This is a genomic window from Hungatella sp. SB206 (genome assembly GCF_051132295.1).
Lineage (GTDB): Bacteria > Bacillota > Clostridia > Lachnospirales > Lachnospiraceae > Hungatella > Hungatella effluvii.
Genome location: NZ_CP096603.1, coordinates 2,520,775 through 2,543,685, shown reverse-complemented (window position 1 = coordinate 2,543,685; position 22,911 = coordinate 2,520,775). Strand labels below are relative to the sequence as shown.

The window sequence follows — 22,911 nt, the reverse complement described above, 5'->3', positions numbered from 1 at the left end:
AATCACGCTTTATCAAATTGCACTTTTTGAATCACGCATCTTAATGAAATGGAGGAATCTGCCATGTGTGGAATTGCAGGCTTTTATAACCCGCATAGCAATTACTTAGAAGAGGAGGCCCGTTACCGGGATATCTTAAAAGACATGGCCGCGGTGCAAAGGCACCGCGGCCCCGACGATTCCGGCGTTTACCTGAGCAGACATACCGGTCTCTCCCACGCCCGTCTGTCCATCATAGACCTGGTCAGCGGACATCAGCCCATGGAAAAGGAAGCCGGAGGCCGCATATATTCTATCGCCTACAACGGGGAGCTTTATAACACGGAGGAGCTGCGGACGGAACTGCGCGCGCAGGGACACTCCTTCGCCACCACCAGTGACACGGAGGTGATTCTCACCGGATGTATCGAATACGGCCCCGACTTTGTCAAGCGGCTGAACGGCATCTTCGCTATCGCCTTTTACGATGCCTTACACGACCGTGTCATCCTGTTCCGTGACCGTGCGGGTGTAAAGCCTCTCTTCTACACGGTTCGCGGCGACGAGATTCTGTTCGCATCGGAACTGAAAGGAATCCTGTCCGTTCCCGGCATCCGACCGGAACTGGACCGTAAGGGACTGAACGAGGTCTTCTCCATCGGTCCCGCCAGAACTTATGGCTGTGGTGTATTTGCCGGTATGGAGGAGGTTCTCCCCGGCCATTTTCTCATCTGTTCCCCCGAGGGCGTCTCTTCCCACTGTTACTGGAAATTAGTAAGCCTTCCTCATGAGGACAGCTACGAAAAGACCATTGAGAAGACGGCCTTTCTCGTTCAGGACTCTATCAAACGCCAGATGGTCTCCGATGTTCCCATCTGTACCTTCCTCTCCGGGGGAGTAGATTCCAGCCTGGTTTCCGCCGTCTGTGCCGCGGAGCTTAAAAAGCAGGGAAAAAAACTGACCACGTTTTCCTTTGATTTTGTGAACAATGATAAGTATTTCAAGGCCAATTCCTTCCAGCCCTCCCAGGACCGCCCGTTTGTGGACCGGATGGTGGAGTTTCTGGACTCCGACCACCACTATCTGGAGTGCGGCAACACTGATCAGGCCGACCGTCTCTGTGATTCGGTACTGGCCCACGATCTGCCTGCCATGGGAGACATCGATTCGTCCATGCTGCATTTCTGCTCTCTGGTCAAGGAGCATAACAAAGTAGCCCTGACCGGCGAATGCGCCGATGAAATATTCGGCGGCTATCCCTGGTTCCACAAGGAGGAATGCTTCCGAGCCCACACCTTCCCGTGGACGATGAACTTAGAAGCGAGAAAAATCCTTCTGAAAGATGATTTTCTCGATTACCTGCAGATGGACGAATACGTCAAAGAAACGTATGAGCGGTCTGTCGCAGAGACTCCCACCCTGTCCGAAGACTCGCCCACAGAGGCGCGCCGCCGGGAAATCTCTTACTTAAATCTTCGCTGGTTCATGCAGACCCTTTTAAACCGCATGGACCGCGCCAGCATGTATTCAAGCCTGGAAGCCAGGGTGCCGTTTGCCGACCACCGGATCATGGAATACGTCTGGAATGTACCCTGGGACATGAAGACGAGGGATGGCCTGGTCAAAAACCTTCTGCGTCAGTCCGGGAAAGGCCTTCTGCCCGACGATATCCTGTTCCGCAGGAAATCGCCCTATCCGAAGACTTACGACACGAATTACGAAAAACTCCTCACCAGCCGTGTCCTCGAAATCATGAACGATTCGTCCTCGCCTGTCATGCAGTTTCTGGACAGAAAAAAGCTGGAGACGTTTCTTAAAAATCCCTCCGATTACGGAAAACCATGGTACGGCCAGCTGATGGCCGGTCCGCAGATGCTGGCCTATATACTTCAGATCGATTACTGGATGAAGACCTATAAGATTTCCCTGGTTTAAGGATCTGGCCGCGCATACTTTATATACATTTAATAATTTTGGTGATTATTTTCCGACAAATTGTATTGTAAAATGAAATATTCATGTTATAATATTTTTAGACGTTTTTACACTTAGAAAAGGGGAATAATATGTTTGGTTCATCAAAAGGAGCAACAACAGAAGCATTAGAAAAACTGGTTCAGAAGGGCAAATGGGATAAGATTAAGAAAAGTTATTTAAATTCTGATTCAGAGACAAAGGTACATTTAGCAGAAGCATGTGCTTCAGCCGTGGGCGACGATTCCAGCAATGTATTGATGGCACTCCTCGACTCACCCGAAGATGAAGTGAAAGTGGCTGCACTTAAATCTCTCGCAAAGGTCGGCAACGATCACTGCGTGAGCCGTATTCAGCAGATGATCGCTTCCGTACCGACTGACAAAACCGCACTTCTCGGAGAAATCCAGAATACGCTTCAGGCACTTCGCGGAAAACAGTAGAGCAAATAACGGTAAAACTGGTAACGGCAAACAAGTAACAGTAAAACAGCGGCACACGATAAACGTGGCCGCTGTTTTCTATTACTATATTTAAGTGATATTTTAAAATTCATTACTTCCTGCCATGCTATTTCAGATATTTTACGCCTGCTCCATCTCCTCCGTCACGCTCTGCATCTCCTTTGTATCACCGATGAGAATCGCTCCGGTCAATCTGCCATTCGCATAATACCGGGTCTTATATATCTTCTTTTCCGGGTCTTCCTCGTGCTTCACCGTATACTCAATTTCGGAATTCTTTCCCACGTCGCCCACGGCAAAAAGGGAAGTTTCCATACCGTTAAAGGTAAGTGCTGCGGGTACGGTGTGGTAAACAAGGCCGTCGCCGGCCGCATTGGCGCCCGCTGTCCTGCCCATCTCCACCGCCTGCGGCCAGATCGCATAGTTGATTCCCTCATACTCGGCGCAGTCTCCGCATGCGTATACGGACGGAATGGTGGTCTCCATAAATGCGTTGACCTTGACGGCTCTTCCGATCTCCGCTCCCGCGTCTTTTGCCACACCGACATTTGCACGGACACCGGCAGATACTACCACCAACTCAGCCGGAATCACGGTGCCGTCGCCCAGGCGCACTCCCGTCACATCCGTCTCTCCCTCGATCGCTTCAATCTTCACATTTAAATGGATGGCGATTCCTACATTCTGAATCAGATCCTTCAGGAATTCACCGGCTCCCGCATCCAGCTGTCGGCCCATCAGCTGCGGTGCCAGTTCCAGAACCGTCACCTCCAGGCCCGCCTTTTTCAGTTCCCAGGCTGCTTCCAGTCCCAGAACACCACCGCCGATTACCACGGCGTGCTTCGTCTGAGAAAGAAGGGCGCCTGCTTTTTCCGTATCGGTGATTCTCCGGATCGCTATAACCTGCGGCTTCTCATGACCTGGAATTGGTGGAATAAAGCATTCCGAACCCAGGGCATAAACCAGTTTGTCATATTTTAAGCGGATTCCATCCGAAAAGGTCACTTCTCTGGCCTCCGGATCGATCTTCTCCGCCGTCTTTCCTGTCAGGGTTAAAATCCGGTTCTCCTCATACCACGGTGCGTCGTGAACCAGAAGCTGTTCCCTGTTGTTCTCTCCCAGCATGGATTTCGTCAGCATGGGGCGGCTGTAGGGCAGTATCTCCTCGTTCGTCGCCATCACGATAGAGGCTGTGGAATTCCTTTCTCGTATGGCCTCTGCCGCGTTTAACCCCGCCGCGCCGCCTCCCAGAATCAGAAATATCTCTTCCGTGTCTCTGTGGAAGGACTTTTCCTCCTCCGTAAACGGGACGAAGTTCTCCGGTCCCACTCCGCATACGGGACATACGCTTACCCCATCTTCAAATACCGCGCCGCATACCAGACATTTTACCAGTTTCTTTTTTGTTTCACCCATGTGAATACCCCTTTCCGACTCTCATATTATCATTTCCTATATTTGTCAAAATCAGTATTAATTACTATTATTGCAATAATATCACATTTGTCTTCCTTTTACAAGAACAACTTCGTTAAAATTTTGTAAACGTAGACAGAAAACTGTAAGGTCCCCTCCCGTGTTGTTTGTGCTAAAATATCAGGGTATGGAAGAAGGGATCATATTATGAAGCAGTATACGATTGGAGACGTGTCGAAAAGACTGGGCATCAGCCGCGACTCGCTCCGTTTTTATGAAAAAAAAGGCATTATCACTCCGCAGAAGCTGGAAAACGGCTACCGGTGCTACAGCTATGAGGATATGAGAAAGCTTCTCGACATCATGTTCTACCGGAGGCTGAACTTCAGCATTGAGGATATCAACCGAATTCTTCATCAGAGTTCCTTTGGTTCTTATTATACCATGATTCAGGAAAAAATAGCAGAGGAAGAACGGGAAGTGGAACGGCACCGGCGTTCTTTAATCCATCTAAAGTATCTTACTCAGCTTTATAAGAATATTGACGATTTTTTAAATGATTATGACATACGTCCGCTCCGCCGCTATTATAAGGTTGATGAGAGTCTCATTGACAAGCTGGCCGTTCATGATTTATGCTATATCTATCAGGAATATCAACTCAGGGAAGGCATGCCGGGCCAGGTAGATGAATACTACTTATTCGCCGCAGATACCGCTGCCATCATCGGACTGGAGGAACAGTTATCCGGCCGCCTCTTTATTCAGCATGAGCGGTGCGTCTATACGGTTATCGCATCCGCCAGCCGCATTCCGGACACCCGTTCCATCATGAAGGCGGTCTGCTGGGCCAGAGATCAGGGATATAAGCTGAAAGGTACGGCCTACGGCGGATTTCTGCTGAGCTGCGCGGTCGATGAGATGCAGACAGCTATGCCGGAGGAGGCCGACGTCAGCCAGCCGGTTTATTACATCGAACTGTATCTGCCGTTAAAGGAGTAACAGCCGCGAACCGGCGTCCTTTCCTCAGATGATTTTCCACGAAAGAGAAGGAGGATTTAATCATGAGTAAGGGAAAGGGAGTCATGCAGGAATTCAAGGCGTTTATTCTGAAAGGGAATATCATCGATATGGCGGTCGGCGTCATCATAGGCGGGGCGTTCAGTAAGATTGTTACCTCTCTGGTAAATGATATTCTGATGCCGCTTTTGGGCGCAGTCACGGGAGGCGCTGATTTCGATACCTTTAAAATTGTTCTCAGCCCGGCTGTAAAAGATGCGGCAGGCGAAATTATTAAGGCCGAAGCTGCCGTCCGTTACGGGCTTTTCTTTCAGAATATTCTGGATTTCCTGATTATCGGCGCCTGTATGTTCTTTATGATCAAAGCGGTAGCCATGATCAGTTCCCGTCTCCGTCACGAGGAAGAAAAAAAGGAAGAAGCTGCACCGGCTGGTCCGACACAGGAAGAACTGCTGGCGGAAATCCGCGATCTGTTGAAAGCACAGCAGAATGCCGAGTAGTATTGCCTGCAAGAGTCAAATGGACGCGCCAGCGTGTCCGTTTGGCTCGTTGCTCGCGGGAATAAAGACTGCCCGATCAGGGAATCGTAAGAAACAGCATCGGAAAGGAGGCTGCCGATTTGAATCAGCATAAAACCATTTACCTGGCAGGCGGTTGTTTCTGGGGCATGGAAGAATACATGTCCAGACTGGACGGCGTCTGCGAAACAGAGGTCGGATACGGAAACAGCCTGGTGGAATATCCCACTTACGAACAGGTCTGCACCGGCACTACCGGCGCCGCGGAGACGGTTAAACTCATTTACCGGCCGGAGGAGACGGAGCTTTCGACTCTGCTGGAGGCTTATTTCGCAGTCATCGACCCTACCATCTTAAACCGGCAGGGAAACGACCGCGGAACCCAGTACCGCACCGGAATCTATTACGAAGATCCGGCGGACCGGGAACCCATCTTAGCCGCCATTTCCAGACAGCAAAGAAAGTATACCGTCCCGGTCGTAACTGAGGTGCTTCCGCTTGACAATTTCTATCCCGCGGAGCAGTATCATCAGGATTATTTAAAGAAGAATCCGGGCGCCTACTGCCATATTGATGTCAGAAAAGCGGATGTATTTAACGAGGAGGAACGGCTTCGCAGGGATCACGATTCCGTCGAAAGCCCTGGAAAAAAGCGCAGCTATACGGTCCCCTCTCCGGAAGAGCTGAAAAGCAGGCTGACGCCGCTTCAATTTGAGGTTACACAGAATCAGGCGACAGAACACCCCTATCGGAATGAGTATTTCAATCATTTCGAGCGCGGACTGTACGTGGACATCGTTACGGGGGAACCTCTCTTCTCCTCCTCTGATAAGTTTGACTCCGGATGCGGCTGGCCCAGCTTCTCGAGACCCGTCAAATCCCTTTCGGTACAGGAGCTCAAAGATCAAAGCCATCACATGGAACGGACGGAAGTCCGAAGCCGGGCGGGAGACAGCCACCTGGGCCATGTCTTCGACGACGGCCCCATCGACAGGGGCGGACTGCGGTACTGTATCAACAGCGCGGCGCTTCGCTTCATTCCGTATGAGGAGATGGAAAAAGAGGGCTACCGGGATTATATGGATCTCGTCTGAGACCATCAGAGATGCCCCTGGCGTCAATAGCGAGTGCAGAATTCACTGGAACTTGCGCAACGCTGTACTAGGTAACCGAACTTAAAACGATTAGAATCATGTATGCATAAAGAAAAGAACCGGGAGCACCAGCCCGGCCTCCATAATTCGGACGGTCGGAAACAGGTGCTCCCGGTAAACTATGCTTCTTCCCGCAAAACGACTGCTCCGCAGCTCTTCAGACAAAGTGTGCCGTCATTCTCCAGGGTACTGAGTGTCCCCTCCGGAGCACTGTCATCATTCGTCAGGAGAACCGTGTAATTCTTCTCCGGAAGCTTAAACCTCTTCTCTTCTTTTCCGAAATTGGCGGCGATAAATATCCGCTCTCCGCTCTCGCTTTCCCGATAGAAAGCAAAGACATCCTCGTCCGCCTCAAATGCCGGGACGAATCTGCCAAAGATCAGCGTCTCCCGGTACGCTTCCGATTTTCTAAGGGCAATCAGCTTTTTATAGAAATGAAGGACTGAATCCTCGTCTTTTAACTGGTCCTCCACGTTGATCTCCGTATAATTGGGATTCACCTTCAGCCAGGGCTTTCCCGTCGTAAATCCGGCTTCCTTCCCATGGCTCCACTGCATCGGTGTCCTCGCGTTGTCGCGGCTGTAACGGATACAGGCGTCAAGTGCCTCTTCCTCTGTACAGCCAGCCTCCAGAGCCATCCGGTACTGGTCCTTCGTGTTGATATCGTCGTAATCTTCTATGGAATCCATGGGGCAGTTTCTCATTCCGATCTCCTGTCCCTGATAGAGAAACGGAAGGCCGCGAAGAAGGATATTAACAGCCGCCAGCATCTTGATGCCTCTGGGATTCATCGCATACTCCGGCAGATACGTGGACGCGCCGCGGGGCTCATCGTGATTTTCGATGATATTGGCCAGAAAACCCACGTTCTGAACCTCCAGCTGGGATTCGATTACGGTCTTCTTCCATTCGGAGAATTTGACTGGCTTTGCGTCGTACCAGCCGTGTTCCCCTCCCGTCAGCAGATGAGCAGAGAAATCGAACATCGTCGAAAAGTGACCATTTTCTCCCACAAATTCCTTCAGTTCCTCTTCCCTCATATTAAATACTTCCGCAACCGTAAATGCCTGATACGGATCGAAGGCCTTCTGCCGCAGCTCCTCCAGCAGCTCGCCGACCCCCTCGACCTCTTCCACCATTTTGGTGCAGGAAGCCAGCCCGTCGGGACCGTCTGCCGGGAAATCCGGGAAATTCGGATCCTTTTTAATATTGATGATGGCGTCGATCCGGAATCCGGCCACCCCTTTTTCCAGCCACCAGCGGATCATGGCAAACAGTTCTTCCTTCATCTTCGGATTATTCCAGTTTAAATCCGGCTGTTCCTTTGCAAACAGGTGCAGATAGTAGAGGTCGGTGCCTGGAACCGGCTCCCAGACGCTTCCTCCGAAATAAGACCGGTAATTGCTGGGAGCGCCGCCGTCCCTGCCCTTTTCAAAGTAAAAATAGTCCGCGTACTCGCCGTATGGATCGGCAAGCGCCTTCTGAAACCATTCATGCTGGTCGGAGCAGTGGTTGATCACCAGGTCCATAACGATCTCAATCCCTCTCTTCTTCGCCTCGGCCAGAAGCTCATCGAACTCCTCCATGGTGCCGAACTCCGGGGCAATCTTATAATAATCGGAAATATCGTACCCCTGGTCCACAAAGGGAGACTGGTAGATCGGCGATATCCATACAATATCAATACCCAGTTCCTTCAAATAATCGAGTTTCTCTATAATTCCTCTCAAATCACCGATTCCATCCCCATTGCCGTCGTTAAAGCTCTTGGGATAAATCTGATAGGCTATTTTCTCATGCCACCATTTTCTTTCCATGGTCTTCCTCCTGTTGTCTCAAATGTATTGTCATTATAATACGGAGCGTCTGACATTTCTTGCAGTATACTTCCCAATTCTAACACAATTCTGCTGTCTTCTCTGCCGCGCCACTGCAAAACCGTGCTTCAGGCCGGAGAAAGTACAAAAAATGCCGTATTTTGCTAAAAAACGTTTGTATATTTATGATTTTTCTTTTATAATAGATAGGCAGTCTTTTTCTAAACAGGGGAAAATGCGAAAGATAATGATAAGGAGAAATGATGACTATGGAAGAACGTTTGATAGGGACAATTTCAAGAGGCGTACGTGCACCGATTATTCGTGAAGGAGATGACCTTGCAAAAATCGTTGTAGATTCCGTTATAGATGCTGCCGCCAGCAGCCGCTACGGCTTTGAGATTCAGAATAAAGATATCGTTGCCGTTACGGAGGCCGTCGTTGCAAGAGCGCAGGGCAATTACGCCAGCATCGACAACATCGCAGCGGATGTAAAGGAGAAATTCGGTGATGAGGCAGTCGGAGTTATTTTCCCGATTTTAAGCCGTAACCGTTTCGCCATCTGCTTAAAGGGAATTGCCCGCGGCGTGAAAAAGGTCGTGCTTATGCTCTCCTATCCTTCCGATGAAGTCGGCAACCACTTAATCGACGAGGATGAGCTGGATGCAAAGGGCGTGAATCCATGGACTGATGTGCTGAGCGAAGAGAAATACAGAGAGCTGTTCGGCTATAAAAAGCACACCTTCACCGGTGTTGACTATATCGAGTACTACAAGGACGTGATCAAAGAGCAGGGCGCAGAGGTCGAGGTCGTTCTGGCCAATGACTGCCGCACCATCTTAAAGTATACGGACAACGTGATCTGCTGTGACATCCACACCAGAGCGAGAAGCAAACGCCGCCTTCTGGCTGCAGGAGCAAAAAAGGTCTGCTGTCTCGATGACATCATGACCGCGTCCATCGACGGAAGCGGATACAATGAGAACTACGGACTCCTCGGTTCCAACAAGGCAACGGAAGAGACTGTCAAGCTGTTCCCGCGCGACTGCCAGCCATTCGTTGACAGAGTTCATCAGATGATGATGGAGCGCACCGGCAAGCACGTGGAAGTGATGATCTACGGCGACGGCGCATTCAAGGATCCGGTCGGAAAAATCTGGGAACTTGCTGATCCGGTCGTTTCACCGGCTTACACGGAAGGTCTGGAAGGACAGCCCAACGAGCTTAAGTTAAAATACCTGGCAGATAACGATTTCGCCGATTTAAGCGGTGAGGAGTTAAAGAAGGCCATCTCTGAGAGAATCCGTACAAAGGATGACAATCTGGTGGGCGATATGGCTTCCCAGGGTACCACCCCAAGACGTTTAACGGATTTAATCGGTTCCTTATGTGACTTAACCTCCGGTTCCGGAGATAAGGGAACACCGATTATCTTCATTCAGGGATATTTTGATAATTACACGAAGTAAGGAACTGTCTTAACGCCTGCATGTGTTGTGCATGTGTTTTGACTTCCACGTCAGTTGCCGGAGGGACATACCCGCTTGTCCGTCCAGCTCGATGCTCTCGGGAATAAAAAGGAACCGGCGTCCGGCCAATGTATATTGGCGGACGCCGGTTCCTTTTTGCTGCCGGCTCATTAAAAGCACCTGGTTCCTTTCCAGCACCCCTCGCTCATATATTTTTCACCACCACTACCGCTATGGCCGATCCAAAGACAAGCACGAACCAGATGGCCGTCAGCCACAATGGCCATTGGATTTCCAGCATTCGGTTGAATGGGATTACGAAGAGGCTGGCGAGACAGATCTGATTCAGTCCCACGATCTGTTTTTCATACCGCAGGCGTCTGTTTTCGGCGCGCTTCACCAGCATCTCTCCCCGCTTTCTCTTTTCTGTCTCCTCCTCCCCATGTCCGGCTGCTGCAGCCTGCAATACAGAGGCCGCCAGAGCCAGCACAGTGACGGACAGTGTCCAGACGGTTATGACTGTCTCGGAAACCGGTATTCTTAAGACCGAGTTCACCGGGAAAAATACCAGCGACGCGATTCCGCACATGGCAAAAAACCAGACGATCCGTCTCAGCTTTATCACAGGTTCTGTTCTGTCTTTCTTCATACGTTCCGCACCTCTCCTCTCTAAAACCTTCATCTGCAGATCAAATAGTCCCGTATCGAGCGTCTGAAAATCCCAGTCCCTCTTCTTTAATTCCAGGCACACCAGTTTCATCCGGTTCAATGCGGCCTCCTCCTCTTTCAGCTGGTATTCCCGCTCCTTAAGGAGCTGTGAAAGAGACCGCTTCCCCTGCTGAAACTGCCGGATATCGGAAACCGTGACTCCCAGCATCCGGAGATACTTGATTTTCTCCAGCACCTCCCTGTCTTCCTCAGTATATTCCCGGTAATTATTCTCACCGCGTGCCGGTGACAAAAGCCCTTCTTTTTCGTAAAAGCGGATGTTCGCCTTCGTAACTCCCACCTGCCGCTCCATATCCTTAATCGTCATTGTCTTTCGCCTCCTTCTTTCCCTCATTATAAGGGTTCAACAAGGTTTAATGTCAATAGAAAAATGAAATTCTACATTTCAGAGGTCCCGCCAGAAAAGAAAGAAACGCTGAGAGCAGCAGGAGGCCCGGCCCTCTCCGGGCGTCCTATTTCTCTCAGCGTTTCTTTAAGCAGACTGCCAGATCTTCCGGCAGATACTTCCTCCGGTATGCACCTTTAGAATTTACCACCACTTAATCAGATCCGTCACTTCATTTCTCAAATCCACAAAATCCTTCGCCGCAATATCCCGCGGCCTCGGCAGATCATTTCGAATCTCTTTCTTAATACTGGTAGGCTTATTGGTAAGCACCAGAATACGCTCCCCTAAATAAACCGCCTCTTCAATATTATGGGTAATAAAGATAACCGTAGTCCCGTTCCTCTTCCAGAGATTTAAGAGTTCGTCCTCCAGCTTGAATCTCAGTTCGATATCCAGCTGTCCGTACGGCTCATCCATCAGCAGCAGCTCCGGCTCCGTGGCAAACGCCCTGGCGATTACCACCCTCTGCAGCATGCTGGCAGAGAGCTGATCCGGATAGTACTTCCGGTATTTTGTAAGGCCTACCACCTCTAAATACTCGTTTACCTTTCGGTCCGTGGTTTCCTGATCCGTGTGCTTAATCTCCAGACCAAACCGCACATTCTCCTCCACCGTCAGCCATGGCATGGTGGAATACTCCTGAAAAATGTATGCGACGCTGTGTTTGTTCAAATCCACAGGCTCATTGTTAATCAGGATCTCTCCGCTTGTTGGCTGGTAAAGCTTCGTCAGGCTGTTTAAAAAAGTCGTCTTGCCACAGCCGGTAGGACCGACAATACACAGGAACTCCCCTTTCTTCACATCGAAAGAGATATGATCCAGCACGAGGAGATCATCGAACTTCTTCGTCAAATTCATTACCTTTACTTTTGTTTCCCTTTTTTCTTCCATGAGCGCCTCCTTTACAGCGATTTATCCATATTTTCCGTAATCTCCTGGCGGAGGCGGAGAAATTCAGGGTCCACGTAGCTTCTCGGATGCGGCATATCGATGATGTATTCCTTCTTAATGGTGGATGGACAGTTTGTCATCAGAATAATCCGGTCTGCCAGAAATAAGGCCTCCTCGATGTTATTTGTGACAAAGATAACCGTGCGCTTTTCCTTCTGCCAGATCCTCTGCAGCTCTTCTTCCATCATATAACGGGTCTGAGCATCGAGATGGCCGAAGGGCTCATCCATGAGCATCAGGTCGGGATTGTTGCTGTAGGCCCTGGCAATTCCAACACGCTGACGCATGCCTCCGGACAATTGGGAGGGATAGCTCTTTTCAAATCCCTTTAATCCAACCAGGTCGATATAATGGTCCGCTTTTCTTTTCCGCTCGTCCTTGCTTAAGCCACGCACCCTGGGTCCAAACTCTACATTTCCCATAACGGTAAGCCACGGAAAGAGCGCCGTCTTCTGGTACACAACGCCGCGTTCCGGCGCCGGTTTTTCCACTTTTTTGCCGTGATCGATGACCTCACCGGAGGTAGGGGTGTCGAGGCCTGCCAGAATATTGAGCAGTGTAGTCTTCCCGCACTGTCCCGGTCCGAAAAGCACCAGGAATTCATTTTCACGGACAGAAAAGTCAACATCCCTCAGCACGTGGTTCTTTCCGGAGCCATCGTAGCTGTCAAACTCCTTAGAAACGTGGCCGCACCGAAGCACCTCATTTACAGTCCCTGCTGCTGATTCCATATGCACAACCTCCCTTCCAGTTTTGCCATGGCCGTTGCCAGAACGTATCCAACAATGCCGATGGCCAGCATTCCTACCATGATCTGAACGGTGTTTCCGTTTGTCATTCCCATGACGATGAGCCAGCCAACGCCCTCATCCGAACGCACCATTTCCGCACCGACGACGGCCGACCAGCCTGCCGTGATGGCGATCTGAAGTCCTGCGAAAATGTAAGGAATCGACGAGGGCAGAACTACCCGGAAGAATACCTGACGTTCCGAGGCTCCCAGCATTCTGGCGGCTCCTAAAAGGACAGAGTCCACATTTTTCGTTCCGTCATACGTATTGACCGTAATGAAGCAGAAGCAGCCCAGGAAAATGATGAAAAACTTACTCTGATCGCCCAGTCCGAACCACAGGATGGACATGGGAATCCATGCCAGAGGCGGAATGGGGCGGATAAATTCAAAGATTGGTTTGATGATGGCTTCCACAGTTTTCGAATACCCCATGGACACGCCTAACGCAATGCCGGCAATTGTCGCAAAGAAGAATGCAACACCTACGCGGTAGAGGCTTACGCCGATATGCACCAGCATGGTATGCCTTCCGATTGGTACCGTAAAGCTCTCGAAGAATTTCCACAGAATTTCCGATGCAGGAGGGAGAAACATCTTTGCATTGGTAAACCGGGCCACGGCTTCCCATACGATAAGCAGGGATGCAAATGCCACAACCGTCATGACGGCGGCCATATTTTTCTTTAAAAAACGGTTGGATGCGCTTTCCATTCTATTTTCCTCCCTTGACGAATTTATTCTGCAGCTTTTCCAGGATAAAGGAAAGCAGATAACCAATCACACCGATGGTGATCATTCCCACGATGATGACATCGGGGCGTCCCAGCATTCTTGCCACCTGAATCATGTAGCCTAACCCTCTCGTCGCTGCTAAGAGCTCAGCTGCCACCAGAGCTACCCAGGAAGAACCGAGTGCCAGCCTTAAGCCGGTAAAAATCATGGGAAGAGCCGTCGGTATTGCAACCTTAAACAGCATCTGCCTGTTGGATGCACCGAACGTCCTGGCTACCCATAAATGAACCTGGCTCGTTCTCTTGATTCCGGCGTAGGAGTTAATGGTTGCGCTGATAAACGCCGCAAAAAAGATAATTCCTACCTTTGACCAGTAACCGATTCCCAGCCAGAGAATCATCAGCGGAATCCACGCAAGCGCCGGAATCGGCCGGATTACATCGAACAGCGGTTTGGCAAACATCTCGAATTTACGGCTCCAGGCCATGGCAATTCCCAGCGGCACTCCGATCAACACTCCCACCACGTATCCTCCAAGAGCAATCTTCATACTGGCCGCGATATGCTGGAGAAGGGTCGCTCCATCTGGATTGACCCCTCCTGTCAGCTTGTAGATAAACGTGTCCAGTACCTTTGCCGGGCTTGGAAGCATCATGGGAGAAATCAGATGCAGAATATCGGTTGCCATTTCCCAGATAAACAGGACGGTGAGAACCGAGCACACCGACAGAATCCGGTACTTATACTTTGCAGCAATTTCTTTCATCTGCGTTCCCTCACTTTCTCTAATTTACCCCTTTGACAAACTCCGGATCGATGTTGCTGTCAAACTTGTCCATCAGCTCCGGTTCCAGCTGTCCTAAGCCTATGTAGAATTCTCCCAGTTCCCTTGCGAAATTGCCTAAAGTACGGTCTTTCCAGTCAGCCGCGGTGATAAACTGCACACGTCCCAAGTCGCTGACACAGCTCTCCCTGCTGGCCTCTGCTCCCGCATCCTTTAAGAAATCCACCATCAGATCAGCCGCCATGTCGGGATCTTCATTTAACGCCTTGCAGGCTTCCACAACACAGTCCATATATTTCTGAACCAGCTCCGATTTTCCTTCCACTGCTTTTCGATTGCCTACAACCATGTCCACGTAGCGGGTTCCTAAATCGGCGAGATTTCCTACCTGTACCATGCCGTCATTCACGGCTTCAAAGAACGTCGGTACATTTAAGGCTACCGCGTCACACTGGTTTGCTAAAAGTGCCTGGTAAGCCTGTGCCGTATCCATATTTACAATATTCACATCGGTGATACCCAGTCCCAGTTTTTCCAGCCATTTTAATGTGGTAAAATGCTGAGCCGTGCCGATCGGAAGAAGAATCGTCATTCCCTTCACCGTCTCCGGGCTTCCAAGGACATTGGGATACGATGGATTGTAGCCTTTTTCCTGCGCTGCCGGTGAATCCGGTTTTACGAAGACTCCCAGGCCGTCTGTCGACTCCAGGACTTCCCCGATAATCATCATGTCATAGTTTGCCACACCGGTGACGGCCGCGGCGCCCATGGAGCCCACATCCCACAAGTCGGCGGCCAGCGCCTCATTCATGGGAGCACCTGTTGCAAACATGATGGTATCCATTTTAAATCCGGCCTTTTCGTCCAGCTTATTTTTCCTGATGTACTCTGTCGGAAGGCTTGTGATAAACGGCATCATTGCCACACGAAGCACTGGCAGATCCCCTGACGCCTCCACCTTTGCATCCTTTCCTCCAGCAGTGCTGCTCTGGCTGCTGCCCGCGCTTCCACAGGCTGTCAGTGCAAGTGCAAGGCCGAGGGCCATAGTTGAACGTAATACTTTTTTCCATTGTCTCATATCGATTCCTCCTGGTATTTCACGAGCTTAGTACAGCGACTCGTTATAATAGGTCCTTACTGTCAATTGGAAAACACATGAACACTCGACTTGCCGCAACCAACTCATAAGTTATCCGTGTTTTCCTCTTATGAGCCCATTATAGCCCGGCTGCCAGGGGCTGATTTTTCTATTATTTTACTTTTCTTTTGCATTTCAGATCAAACGAGCATACGGACCGAAAATCACTTTTTAAATTCTTACTTTTGTTTCTATATTTTGACTTTTTACGCGAGGCACAGAAAAACGGGTAAAGAGAATGACATTCTTTACCCGTTTTTCTGTGAATGGATATTACTTTTATTTATTTCACAACCAGATTCACGATCTTGTTAGGAACGTAAATCTCTTTAACTATCGTCTTTCCTTCCAGCAGCGGCACAATCTTCTCGTCCTTCACCGCAATGGCAAATGCCTCTTCCTTATCACAGTTCGCAGGCAGTGCCACCACGCTTCTGAGCTTTCCGTTCACCTGCACGCCGACTTCCACGGTTGAATCCATGGTCTTTGCCTCGTCGTATACCGGCCATTTCGCCATGGAGAGGAATCCCGTTCCGCCCAGGCTTTCCCAGATCTCCTCGCACACATGCGGAGCGATCGGGCATAACAGCTTGATATAGATGATAAGCTCATCCTTGGTGATCTGCCCCTTCGCATAAATGTCGTTCAGCAGGCCCATGAGTGCAGCTATCGCTGTGTTAAACTTCATTTCCTCCAGGTCGTTCGACACCTTCTTGATCGTCTTGTGGAACGCGGTCTCCAGTTCCGGTGTCACGCCCTCTCCGCTGGCCATCTCACACAGTCCGGCAACACGCTCCAGGAAACGCTTACAGCCCTTTACGGAGCTGTCGCTCCACGGTGTGGCCGCGCCGTAATCGCCCATGAACAGGACATACGTTCGCAGAACGTCCGCACCGAACTCTTCCACAACGTCCAGCGGATCCACGACATTGCCCTTGGATTTGCTCATCTTGTCCCCATCCGGACCGAGGATCAGGCCCTGAGCGGTACGCTTCGCATAAGGCTCTTCCGTGTTCACCACTCCCATATCGTACAGGAAATGGTGCCAGAAACGGGAATAGATCATATGGCGTGTTACGTGCTCCATGCCTCCGTTGTACCAGTCAACAGGCATCCAGTATTTTAATTTCTCAGGATCAGCCAGCGCTTCCTGATTATGAGGGTCGATATATCTTAAGAAGTACCAGGAAGATCCGGCCCACTGAGGCATGGTATCCGTCTCACGCTTCGCGGCTCCCTTACATTTCGGGCAGGTGCAGTTTACGAAGGATTCGATTCCGGCAAGCGGCGACTCTCCCTCCTGACCCGGCTCGAAATTATCCACCTTCGGCAGGCAGAGCGGCAGTTCCTCATAAGGAACCGGAACGACGCCGCAGTCAGGGCAGTGAACGATCGGAATAGGCTCTCCCCAGTATCTCTGACGGTTAAACGCCCAGTCCTTCATCTTATACTGAACACCGGCTTCACCGACACCCAGCTTCTCCAGCTCCTTCACCATGCGGGCGATGGAGTCCTTTTTATTCGTCAGGCCATTTAAGAAATCGGAATTGATCATCTTGCCGTCGCCGGCGTACGCGGCCTCGGTAATATCGCCGCCCTCGATTACCTGCACGATGTCGATGCCGAACTTCCTGGCAAATTCATAGTCACGGTCGTCATGGGCCGGTACAGCCATAATCGCACCGGTGCCGTATCCCATCATAACATAGTCCGCAATATAGATCGGAATCTTCTTGCCGGTCAGCGGATGAACCGCGTTTAGTCCATCGATACAGACTCCCGTCTTCTCTTTTACCAGCTGGGTACGCTCGAACTCCGTCTTCTTCGCACACTCTTCTCTGTACGCCTTAATCGCCTCCATATTGGCGATCTCATCCGCGTACTTGTCGATCATCGGATGCTCCGGCGCAATGACCATGAAGGTGACGCCAAACAGCGTGTCCGGACGTGTCGTATAGATGCGGAAGGATTCGTCCTTGTCTGCAAGGCTGAAATCCACGAATGCGCCTTCCGACTTGCCGATCCAGTTTACCTGCTGCTGCTTGATATTCGGCAGGTAATCCACGGTATCCAGGCCATTTAAGAGCTTGTCCGCGTACTCCGTGATTCTTAAGAACCACACCGATTTAGACTTCTGAACGATGTCGCTGTGGCAGATATCGCACTTTCCGCCCTGGCTGTCCTCATTGGATAAAACGACCTTACAGGAAGGACAGTAGTTGACAAGAGCCGTGTCACGGAACACGAGGCCCTTTTCAAACATCTTTAAGAAAATCCACTGGGTCCATTTATAATAATCTTCATCCGTCGTGTCGACAACTCTCGACCAGTCGAAGGAGAATCCCACTTTTTTCAGCTGATTGGAAAATCTGGCAATGTTGTCATCTGTAATCTTTCTCGGGTGCACGCCTGTCTTGATCGCGTAGTTCTCTGTCGGGAGTCCAAAGGCGTCGAATCCAATTGGGAATAAGACGTTATATCCCTCCATTCTGCGCTTTCTCGAAATGACTTCCAGGCTTGAGTACGCCTTGATGTGGCCGACATGCATACCGGCTCCGCTCGGGTACGGAAATTCTACCAGACCGTAAAATTTCGGCCTCTCATCGTTGTCCACAGCCTGAAAGATACCGGCCTTGTCCCATTTTTTCTGCCATTTGGGTTCTATCTTTTTAAAATCGTGCTTCATAATCTGCCTCCATTTTTTTGCTGATACGACCATTATATAGATTCCTTCCATAAAATGCAAGGTTTTACTTTTTTAAGCCGTATCTCATAAAAATTTCCTCCGGGCAGCCGTTTTCCTTCATCCGTTCCGCCATAAGCGCTGCCATATACCGCTCTGCCTCCTCATCGTGTATCGGATGCTCCTGGCCGGGATCATTCTCCAGATCAAACAGCATGGTATCGTACTTCGCCTGGCCAACTTCCTTCCCATATGGAATTCTTAAGACCGGAAGCCCCTTGGTAAAGGACAGGCCTTCTGACAGCGTCATCTTCTCCAGTTCCCCGTTTTCGATAAACGCTCTGCGGCCGCCATGGCGGGTCGGCATCAGCGTGTACTGATAAATCCCGGTATCTGTATCCACAGGACTCCTCATATAGACATATCTCCCATCGGTACAGTTGATCTGCCCTCCGAAAATGCCGTACAGCGCCGCTTTTCTCACCGCTTTCCCACTGTCTGCAAGCACCGGCTGGAGCGGAACTCCCTCCATGTCCTCCGGCAGCCGGAGCCCGAACTGAGCGAGAATCGTCGCCGGCAGATCGATGGTCTGAACCAGGCTGTCCGCGTGAATTCCCCTGGCCCCCGTCACCGGATCCCAGATAAACAGCGGAATTCTGGCCACTTCATTGTAGAAAGGGCAGTGGCATTTGGCCCACTGACCGTGCTCAGCCAGTAGAAAACCGTGATCTGTGTTTACAATGACCATGGTGTCCTTCCACATGCCGTACTCGTCCAGCAGGTCCAGCACCTCTCCCAGCTTCTCGTCACACATGGTCAGCAGCGCCGCGTATTCCGCCCTCAGGTGAAGAATCTCTTCCGGCGTGTCCCGCTCATCCACCTTCCGGTAATCCGGCCAGTCATAGACGCCGCCGTTATAGGGATCCGGAAACAGCTTCTTAAACTTTTCCTGGGAGAAAAACGGCTCATGAGGATCGAAGGTCTCAATCTGTAAATACCACTGATCCGCCCCGTGATTTGTCCGGATAAAACTGCATCCGGCTTCAAACGTCAGGCTCTGCGGCTGTTTTTCCTCGGTCTCCATATAAGAACGGTTGACAAAATCCTGCGGAACCCAATTGTGTTCCCAGTTATCTGCCACCCCGTCACAGCGGTTTCTGTATCCTTCCGGAATCTGATCCGGGGAAACAACGCCCTTCCAGGCATCCCCCTCCTGCCCCCGAAAGCCTTCCCACGTCCGGTATCTCGTATGGTAGGTGGCGCCCCCATCCTCAAAATAGTGGTAATGGTCCGTCACCATATGGGAATGTATTCCGCTGTGATTTAAAATCTCCGGCATGGAATCATCGAATGGTTCCAGCGGCCCCCAGCTCCGGTGCAGAAAATTATACCGCCCCGTGTGAAGCTCCCGCCTGGCCGGCATACAGGGAAGACTCCCCGCGTAGCAGTTGTCAAATGTGACGGAATGCTCCGCCAGCCTGTTGAAGTTGGGCGTGGCCGCCAGGTTCCCTCCATAAGGATTCAGCATATTCCGGTTCAATGAATCAAACATTACCATGATTACCCGCATCTTTTTCTTCTCCTCTCCTGTATTCATAGGGATTGACCCCGTAGCGTTTCTTAAAAGTCGTCGAGAAATAACTGACATTCGGATATCCCACCGATTCCGCGATCTTCTGGACGCGCTCCGGCGTATGGGACAGCAGATAAGCCGCCTTCTGAAGCCTTGTCTCAGAGAGAAATGCGCTGTAGGTACAGCCTGTCTCCTCCTTAAAAATTCTCGACAAATACTCCGTATTTAAATGAACCTCCCTGGACACACTCTCCAGGCTGATCGGTTCGCTGTAATGATGTCTCACGTAGTCCACAGCTGCAGCCACCCCCTTTGACAGATTTCTCTCATCCATCTCCTGATAGGCCAGCGCGTTCCGGATAAATTCCCTCACCTTTCCACAGCTTTCCGCATAGCTGACAGACTCGGTTACCGCCCGCTTCTCCTCCAGAAGCATGTGGTGCATCAGCTTTGCATCCTCGCCGGCAAAGCGCATATAGGCCATCTCCATGGCGTCGCAGCAGAAAGCGGCAAACATGCAGACTGGAAATACACCCTCCTGCTTCGCATGGTCCAGCACCGCCTCCATGGTCTGGTAGAATTCCTGGCCGGACACCTCGTAGAGCTCGCGCCGCGTCTTCCGGTATCCGCTCTCCCAGCGCTTCACGAGGCTGCGAATCTCGCTTCCCGCCATCTCCGCCGGCCAGACCTTCTCTTTTTCCATATAATAACCGCGGCTTAAGCTGCAGGCTGCCTCGATAATCGCGTCCGCCACATGGGCCAGACTGCCCGTCACCGTGCTGATTCCCGCCATACAACGGTTTTTCTGTACAATAGCTGTCCCATACTCTTGCAGCAGCTGGATTTTCTGCAGTTCCGTCCTGTCCCGCTCCAGATTCCCCACAATCACGTACGTAAGCCTGTCGTATTCGAATCCCACCACATGGTGAACCTCCGGATTCTCCGGAAGGATGAATTCCTCCAGCACCTCTTTTTTCCACACAGCCACGGCAAACAGCCCCTCATCACGCCACCGGATATTGCATTCTCTAAGTTTCTTTACATCCTCTTCCCCCAGAGTCCTTCCCTCCCGTAAAATATCGCCGATAATGGAATGCTGGCGGCCGGTGCTCTCCGTCTCTGCCCCGCCTCTGGATACCTCGTGCTTAGTCACCCGTTTTTTTAACCGTTCCAGAACCTCCTTAAACGACTGGTTGTTCATCTCCGTCTTAAGCAGGTAGTCGTCTCCGCCCTGCCGTATGGCCTCCCTGGCCAGATCGAATTCGGCAAAGGCGGTCAAAAGGACCACAACCGTCTCCGGAGAAATCTCCTTAATCCGCTTTAAAAGCTCAAGACCTCCCATAACCGGCATCTTGATATCCGTAAAAACCACGTCCGGTTCATTTTCCTGAAACAGGGCGAGTGCCTGCTCTCCGTTATGGGCGCAGCCGGTCAGCTGGCACTCTGGGTTCTGCCCGATACAGAACTGAAGCCACTCGCATATCATTCTCTCGTCATCTACTATCAGTATTTTCATGATTTACCCCTTGCATCTCCTTAAGCACTACGGGAAGCCTCATGGTAACCGAGGTGCCGATTCCCGGCTCGCTTTCCAACGTTAGCCCATACTCTTCTCCAAAATTAATCTTGATCCGGTTTAACACATTGAGAATTCCGATGGATCTTTCGGACTGGTATTCCCGTTCACCAAACTGCGCCGTCATCCGGGCAAGCTCCTTCTCGTCAAGCCCCACGCCGTCATCGGAGACGGTGATCAGCAGGGCTCCCTCCGAAACAACGGATTCCACGATAATAAGCCCCGCCTCCTCCTTTGCCTCGATTCCATGAAAGATGGCATTCTCTACAATCGGCTGTATGATCAGCGCAGGAACGAGGCACCGCTCCGTCTCCGCCCCCATCTCACACTCATAATGAATCTTGTCCCCATACCGGATCTGCTGCAGCACCAGGTATTTTTCCGTGCTTTCAAACTCCTCCTTCAGGGTGATGAAATCCGTGTCCACAGACAGCGTCTTCTTCAGAAGGTCGGTAAAGGCCGCCATCATCAGAACTGCCTGGTCATTCTTTTTCAGTTCGATCATGCACTGGATTGAAAACAGCGTATTATAGAGGAAATGCGGATTGATCTGCGCTCTTAAGAAATCCATCTCTGACTTGCGCTTCTGCATCTCATTGTCCCGAATGTCCTCCAAAAGCTTCTTAATCTCAGCCGCCATCTCGTTAAAGCTATCCTTCAGCTGATTGACCTCCTCGTATCCCCGGATGTCGCTGATCACATCAAAATCCCCCTGCTTCACCCGGTCCATCAGGCGGCAGAGCTTCAGGATCGGCTTCGATATCCGTTCCGACATATAGCAGGCCGCTCCCGTCCCGGCCAGAAGACAGCCGCTTACAATCGCCAAGAGAAGCACCAGCGCCTGGTTTAAAGGCTGCAGTATAACGGCACACGGCATCTCTTCCACAATCGTCCAGCCGGTCTGGGGATCATAATAGTTGGACAGCAGATAGTCCTGTCCCAGCTTTTTGATAATGTGGTACTCATTCTCCCCGTAAAGCCGTCTGAAATTATCAACTCCGATAAAGTTCTTTCCAAGCAGGGATTTCTCCCGGCTGGAGACAATGTTGCCCTTCTTATCGAAAATATAGAGGTTGCTCCGGTCTTCGGCCGTTCCGTATAAGTCTTCCAGATATTTTTCATCCACATTGACGAGAATCGTTCCCGTTTCCCCGCCTTCCGTTCCGGCCACCCGGCGAAAGGCTGCGAATACGTACCGCTCTTCCCTGCTCGATAAATCAAACTTCTCCCGGAAGCTGCTGATAAACACGATATCATTTTCCGCGTCGTAGCTCCGCTTATACCAGAGCTGGCTCTCCAGCCCGTCAAAATCGTAGTGGTCCCGCCCTCTGGAGGCGTAACGGAATCCATTATCTCCCAGGATCACCACGTCGTAGGCCACCCCCACATCGTGAAATACCCTGTCGTAGTTCTCCTTCACCCCGTCTAAGTAGCGTCCGGCCTGCTCCATCTCTTCCTCCGAGAGGCCGTTCTCATTTAAGCATCTCTGCACCTCTTCATCATACCGGTACAGATTGGATATGGTGATGGTGCTGTTTTTTATGGTGTTGGAACGCTCTGAAATCTGTTTTAATACATCCAGACGGCTCTGGCCGATCTGGTCCATCATCAGCTGTTTTACTCCCAGAAACAGAAAGCTGATAATCAGGATGGAAAGGACGGCAAAGGTAACGCCGTATCCTAAATACAACTGAGTCTTCAGTTTCCCGAACGCCTGTTTAAACTTCTCCCAATACTTTTTTATCTCGCTCAC

Annotated in this window: 18 protein-coding genes; 6 read left to right on the top strand and 12 right to left on the bottom strand. The window is 50.8% G+C overall.

Translation table 11 applies throughout. The features are described from left to right. The first annotated feature begins 63 nt into the window (after positions 1-63). On the top strand, positions 64-1,914 hold the full coding sequence (gene asnB / locus M1L66_RS10985) for an asparagine synthase (glutamine-hydrolyzing) (protein ID WP_434692902.1): 1,851 nt from the start codon (positions 64-66) through the stop codon (positions 1,912-1,914). A 131-nt stretch (positions 1,915-2,045) separates the two neighbouring features. After that, positions 2,046-2,396 (top strand): hypothetical protein, encoded by a 351-nt coding sequence (locus tag M1L66_RS10980; protein ID WP_187021403.1) that lies wholly within the window; start codon positions 2,046-2,048, stop codon positions 2,394-2,396. Positions 2,397-2,537: 141 nt separating this feature from the next. Here the strand turns inward: M1L66_RS10980 and M1L66_RS10975 are convergent, their stop codons facing one another. Next, the gene (locus M1L66_RS10975; protein ID WP_187021406.1) at positions 2,538-3,833 is read right to left on the bottom strand and encodes an FAD-dependent oxidoreductase; all 1,296 of its coding nucleotides are present in this window, start codon (positions 3,831-3,833) and stop codon (positions 2,538-2,540) included. A 207-nt stretch (positions 3,834-4,040) separates the two neighbouring features. Here M1L66_RS10975 and M1L66_RS10970 point away from each other — a divergent pair, with 207 nt between their 5' ends. The 3 genes from M1L66_RS10970 to msrB all read left to right on the top strand — a co-directional run bounded on the left by M1L66_RS10970 (position 4,041) and on the right by msrB (position 6,465). Beyond that, complete coding sequence (locus M1L66_RS10970) at positions 4,041-4,835, top strand: MerR family transcriptional regulator (protein WP_434692899.1); 795 nt, start codon at positions 4,041-4,043, stop codon at positions 4,833-4,835. A 62-nt stretch (positions 4,836-4,897) separates the two neighbouring features. Continuing rightward, positions 4,898-5,353 carry a large-conductance mechanosensitive channel protein MscL gene (gene mscL / locus M1L66_RS10965; RefSeq protein WP_055655536.1) on the top strand — a complete coding sequence of 152 codons (456 nt, stop codon included), beginning with the start codon at positions 4,898-4,900 and terminating at the stop codon, positions 5,351-5,353. Positions 5,354-5,520: 167 nt separating this feature from the next. Further along, positions 5,521-6,465 (top strand): peptide-methionine (R)-S-oxide reductase MsrB, encoded by a 945-nt coding sequence (gene msrB, locus M1L66_RS10960; RefSeq protein ID WP_434694237.1) that lies wholly within the window; start codon positions 5,521-5,523, stop codon positions 6,463-6,465. Positions 6,466-6,644: 179 nt separating this feature from the next. On the opposite strand, the gene M1L66_RS10955 is transcribed toward msrB, so the two are convergent. After that, the gene (locus M1L66_RS10955) at positions 6,645-8,342 is read right to left on the bottom strand and encodes an alpha-glucosidase (protein ID WP_434692895.1); all 1,698 of its coding nucleotides are present in this window, start codon (positions 8,340-8,342) and stop codon (positions 6,645-6,647) included. Positions 8,343-8,611: 269 nt separating this feature from the next. On the opposite strand from M1L66_RS10955, the gene M1L66_RS10950 reads away from it, so the two are divergent. After that, positions 8,612-9,811: a coenzyme F420-0:L-glutamate ligase gene (locus M1L66_RS10950; RefSeq protein WP_434692893.1), complete on the top strand. Its 1,200-nt coding sequence runs from the start codon at positions 8,612-8,614 to the stop codon at positions 9,809-9,811. 205 nt (positions 9,812-10,016) lie between these two features. Here M1L66_RS10950 and M1L66_RS10945 read toward each other — a convergent pair whose 3' ends face one another. The 10 genes from M1L66_RS10945 to M1L66_RS10900 form a co-directional block, all read right to left on the bottom strand. Further along, the gene (locus M1L66_RS10945) at positions 10,017-10,847 is read right to left on the bottom strand and encodes a MerR family transcriptional regulator (RefSeq protein ID WP_187021424.1); all 831 of its coding nucleotides are present in this window, start codon (positions 10,845-10,847) and stop codon (positions 10,017-10,019) included. 222 nt (positions 10,848-11,069) lie between these two features. Next, positions 11,070-11,819, bottom strand: coding sequence for an ABC transporter ATP-binding protein (locus M1L66_RS10940; RefSeq protein ID WP_110325894.1), 750 nt, complete (start codon positions 11,817-11,819; stop codon positions 11,070-11,072). 11 nt (positions 11,820-11,830) lie between these two features. Continuing rightward, a complete protein-coding gene (locus M1L66_RS10935; protein ID WP_187021426.1) occupies positions 11,831-12,610 on the bottom strand; it encodes an ABC transporter ATP-binding protein in 780 nt (259 codons plus the stop codon). Next, a complete protein-coding gene (locus tag M1L66_RS10930) occupies positions 12,586-13,383 on the bottom strand; it encodes an ABC transporter permease (RefSeq protein WP_187021428.1) in 798 nt (265 codons plus the stop codon). Before M1L66_RS10930 ends, M1L66_RS10935 begins: the two co-directional genes overlap by 25 nt. Position 13,384: 1 nt before the next feature. Next, positions 13,385-14,170 (bottom strand): ABC transporter permease, encoded by a 786-nt coding sequence (locus tag M1L66_RS10925; protein ID WP_434692889.1) that lies wholly within the window; start codon positions 14,168-14,170, stop codon positions 13,385-13,387. A gap of 19 nt (positions 14,171-14,189) precedes the next feature. Beyond that, positions 14,190-15,266 carry an ABC transporter substrate-binding protein gene (locus tag M1L66_RS10920; RefSeq protein WP_187021432.1) on the bottom strand — a complete coding sequence of 359 codons (1,077 nt, stop codon included), beginning with the start codon at positions 15,264-15,266 and terminating at the stop codon, positions 14,190-14,192. Between the two features lie 343 nt (positions 15,267-15,609). Then, a complete protein-coding gene (leuS, locus tag M1L66_RS10915; protein WP_434692886.1) occupies positions 15,610-18,012 on the bottom strand; it encodes a leucine--tRNA ligase in 2,403 nt (800 codons plus the stop codon). Positions 18,013-18,076: 64 nt separating this feature from the next. After that, positions 18,077-19,579 carry a sulfatase gene (locus tag M1L66_RS10910; protein WP_434692885.1) on the bottom strand — a complete coding sequence of 501 codons (1,503 nt, stop codon included), beginning with the start codon at positions 19,577-19,579 and terminating at the stop codon, positions 18,077-18,079. Then, positions 19,554-21,098, bottom strand: a complete 1,545-nt coding sequence (locus M1L66_RS10905) for a response regulator transcription factor (protein WP_434692883.1) — start codon at positions 21,096-21,098, stop codon at positions 19,554-19,556. Before M1L66_RS10905 ends, M1L66_RS10910 begins: the two co-directional genes overlap by 26 nt. Then, complete coding sequence (locus M1L66_RS10900; protein WP_434692881.1) at positions 21,076-22,911, bottom strand: sensor histidine kinase; 1,836 nt, start codon at positions 22,909-22,911, stop codon at positions 21,076-21,078. The genes M1L66_RS10905 and M1L66_RS10900 overlap by 23 nt, the downstream gene beginning before the upstream one ends.

What these genes read in the sequence shown, in the direction of transcription:
- M1L66_RS10940 (WP_110325894.1), bottom strand. Translation starts at nt 11,819, where the DNA reads ATGGAAGAAAAAAGGGAAACAAAAGTAAAGGTAATGAATTTGACGAAG.
- leuS (WP_434692886.1), bottom strand. Translation starts at nt 18,012, where the DNA reads ATGAAGCACGATTTTAAAAAGATAGAACCCAAATGGCAGAAAAAATGG.
- M1L66_RS10930 (WP_187021428.1), bottom strand. Translation starts at nt 13,383, where the DNA reads ATGGAAAGCGCATCCAACCGTTTTTTAAAGAAAAATATGGCCGCCGTC.
- M1L66_RS10970 (WP_434692899.1), top strand. Translation starts at nt 4,041, where the DNA reads ATGAAGCAGTATACGATTGGAGACGTGTCGAAAAGACTGGGCATCAGC.
- M1L66_RS10945 (WP_187021424.1), bottom strand. Translation starts at nt 10,847, where the DNA reads ATGACGATTAAGGATATGGAGCGGCAGGTGGGAGTTACGAAGGCGAAC.
- asnB (WP_434692902.1), top strand. Translation starts at nt 64, where the DNA reads ATGTGTGGAATTGCAGGCTTTTATAACCCGCATAGCAATTACTTAGAA.
- mscL (WP_055655536.1), top strand. Translation starts at nt 4,898, where the DNA reads ATGAGTAAGGGAAAGGGAGTCATGCAGGAATTCAAGGCGTTTATTCTG.
- M1L66_RS10905 (WP_434692883.1), bottom strand. Translation starts at nt 21,098, where the DNA reads ATGAAAATACTGATAGTAGATGACGAGAGAATGATATGCGAGTGGCTT.
- msrB (WP_434694237.1), top strand. Translation starts at nt 5,521, where the DNA reads ATGGAAGAATACATGTCCAGACTGGACGGCGTCTGCGAAACAGAGGTC.
- M1L66_RS10920 (WP_187021432.1), bottom strand. Translation starts at nt 15,266, where the DNA reads ATGAGACAATGGAAAAAAGTATTACGTTCAACTATGGCCCTCGGCCTT.
- M1L66_RS10935 (WP_187021426.1), bottom strand. Translation starts at nt 12,610, where the DNA reads ATGGAATCAGCAGCAGGGACTGTAAATGAGGTGCTTCGGTGCGGCCAC.
- M1L66_RS10925 (WP_434692889.1), bottom strand. Translation starts at nt 14,170, where the DNA reads ATGAAAGAAATTGCTGCAAAGTATAAGTACCGGATTCTGTCGGTGTGC.
- M1L66_RS10980 (WP_187021403.1), top strand. Translation starts at nt 2,046, where the DNA reads ATGTTTGGTTCATCAAAAGGAGCAACAACAGAAGCATTAGAAAAACTG.
- M1L66_RS10955 (WP_434692895.1), bottom strand. Translation starts at nt 8,342, where the DNA reads ATGGAAAGAAAATGGTGGCATGAGAAAATAGCCTATCAGATTTATCCC.
- M1L66_RS10910 (WP_434692885.1), bottom strand. Translation starts at nt 19,579, where the DNA reads ATGCGGGTAATCATGGTAATGTTTGATTCATTGAACCGGAATATGCTG.
- M1L66_RS10975 (WP_187021406.1), bottom strand. Translation starts at nt 3,833, where the DNA reads ATGGGTGAAACAAAAAAGAAACTGGTAAAATGTCTGGTATGCGGCGCG.
- M1L66_RS10950 (WP_434692893.1), top strand. Translation starts at nt 8,612, where the DNA reads ATGGAAGAACGTTTGATAGGGACAATTTCAAGAGGCGTACGTGCACCG.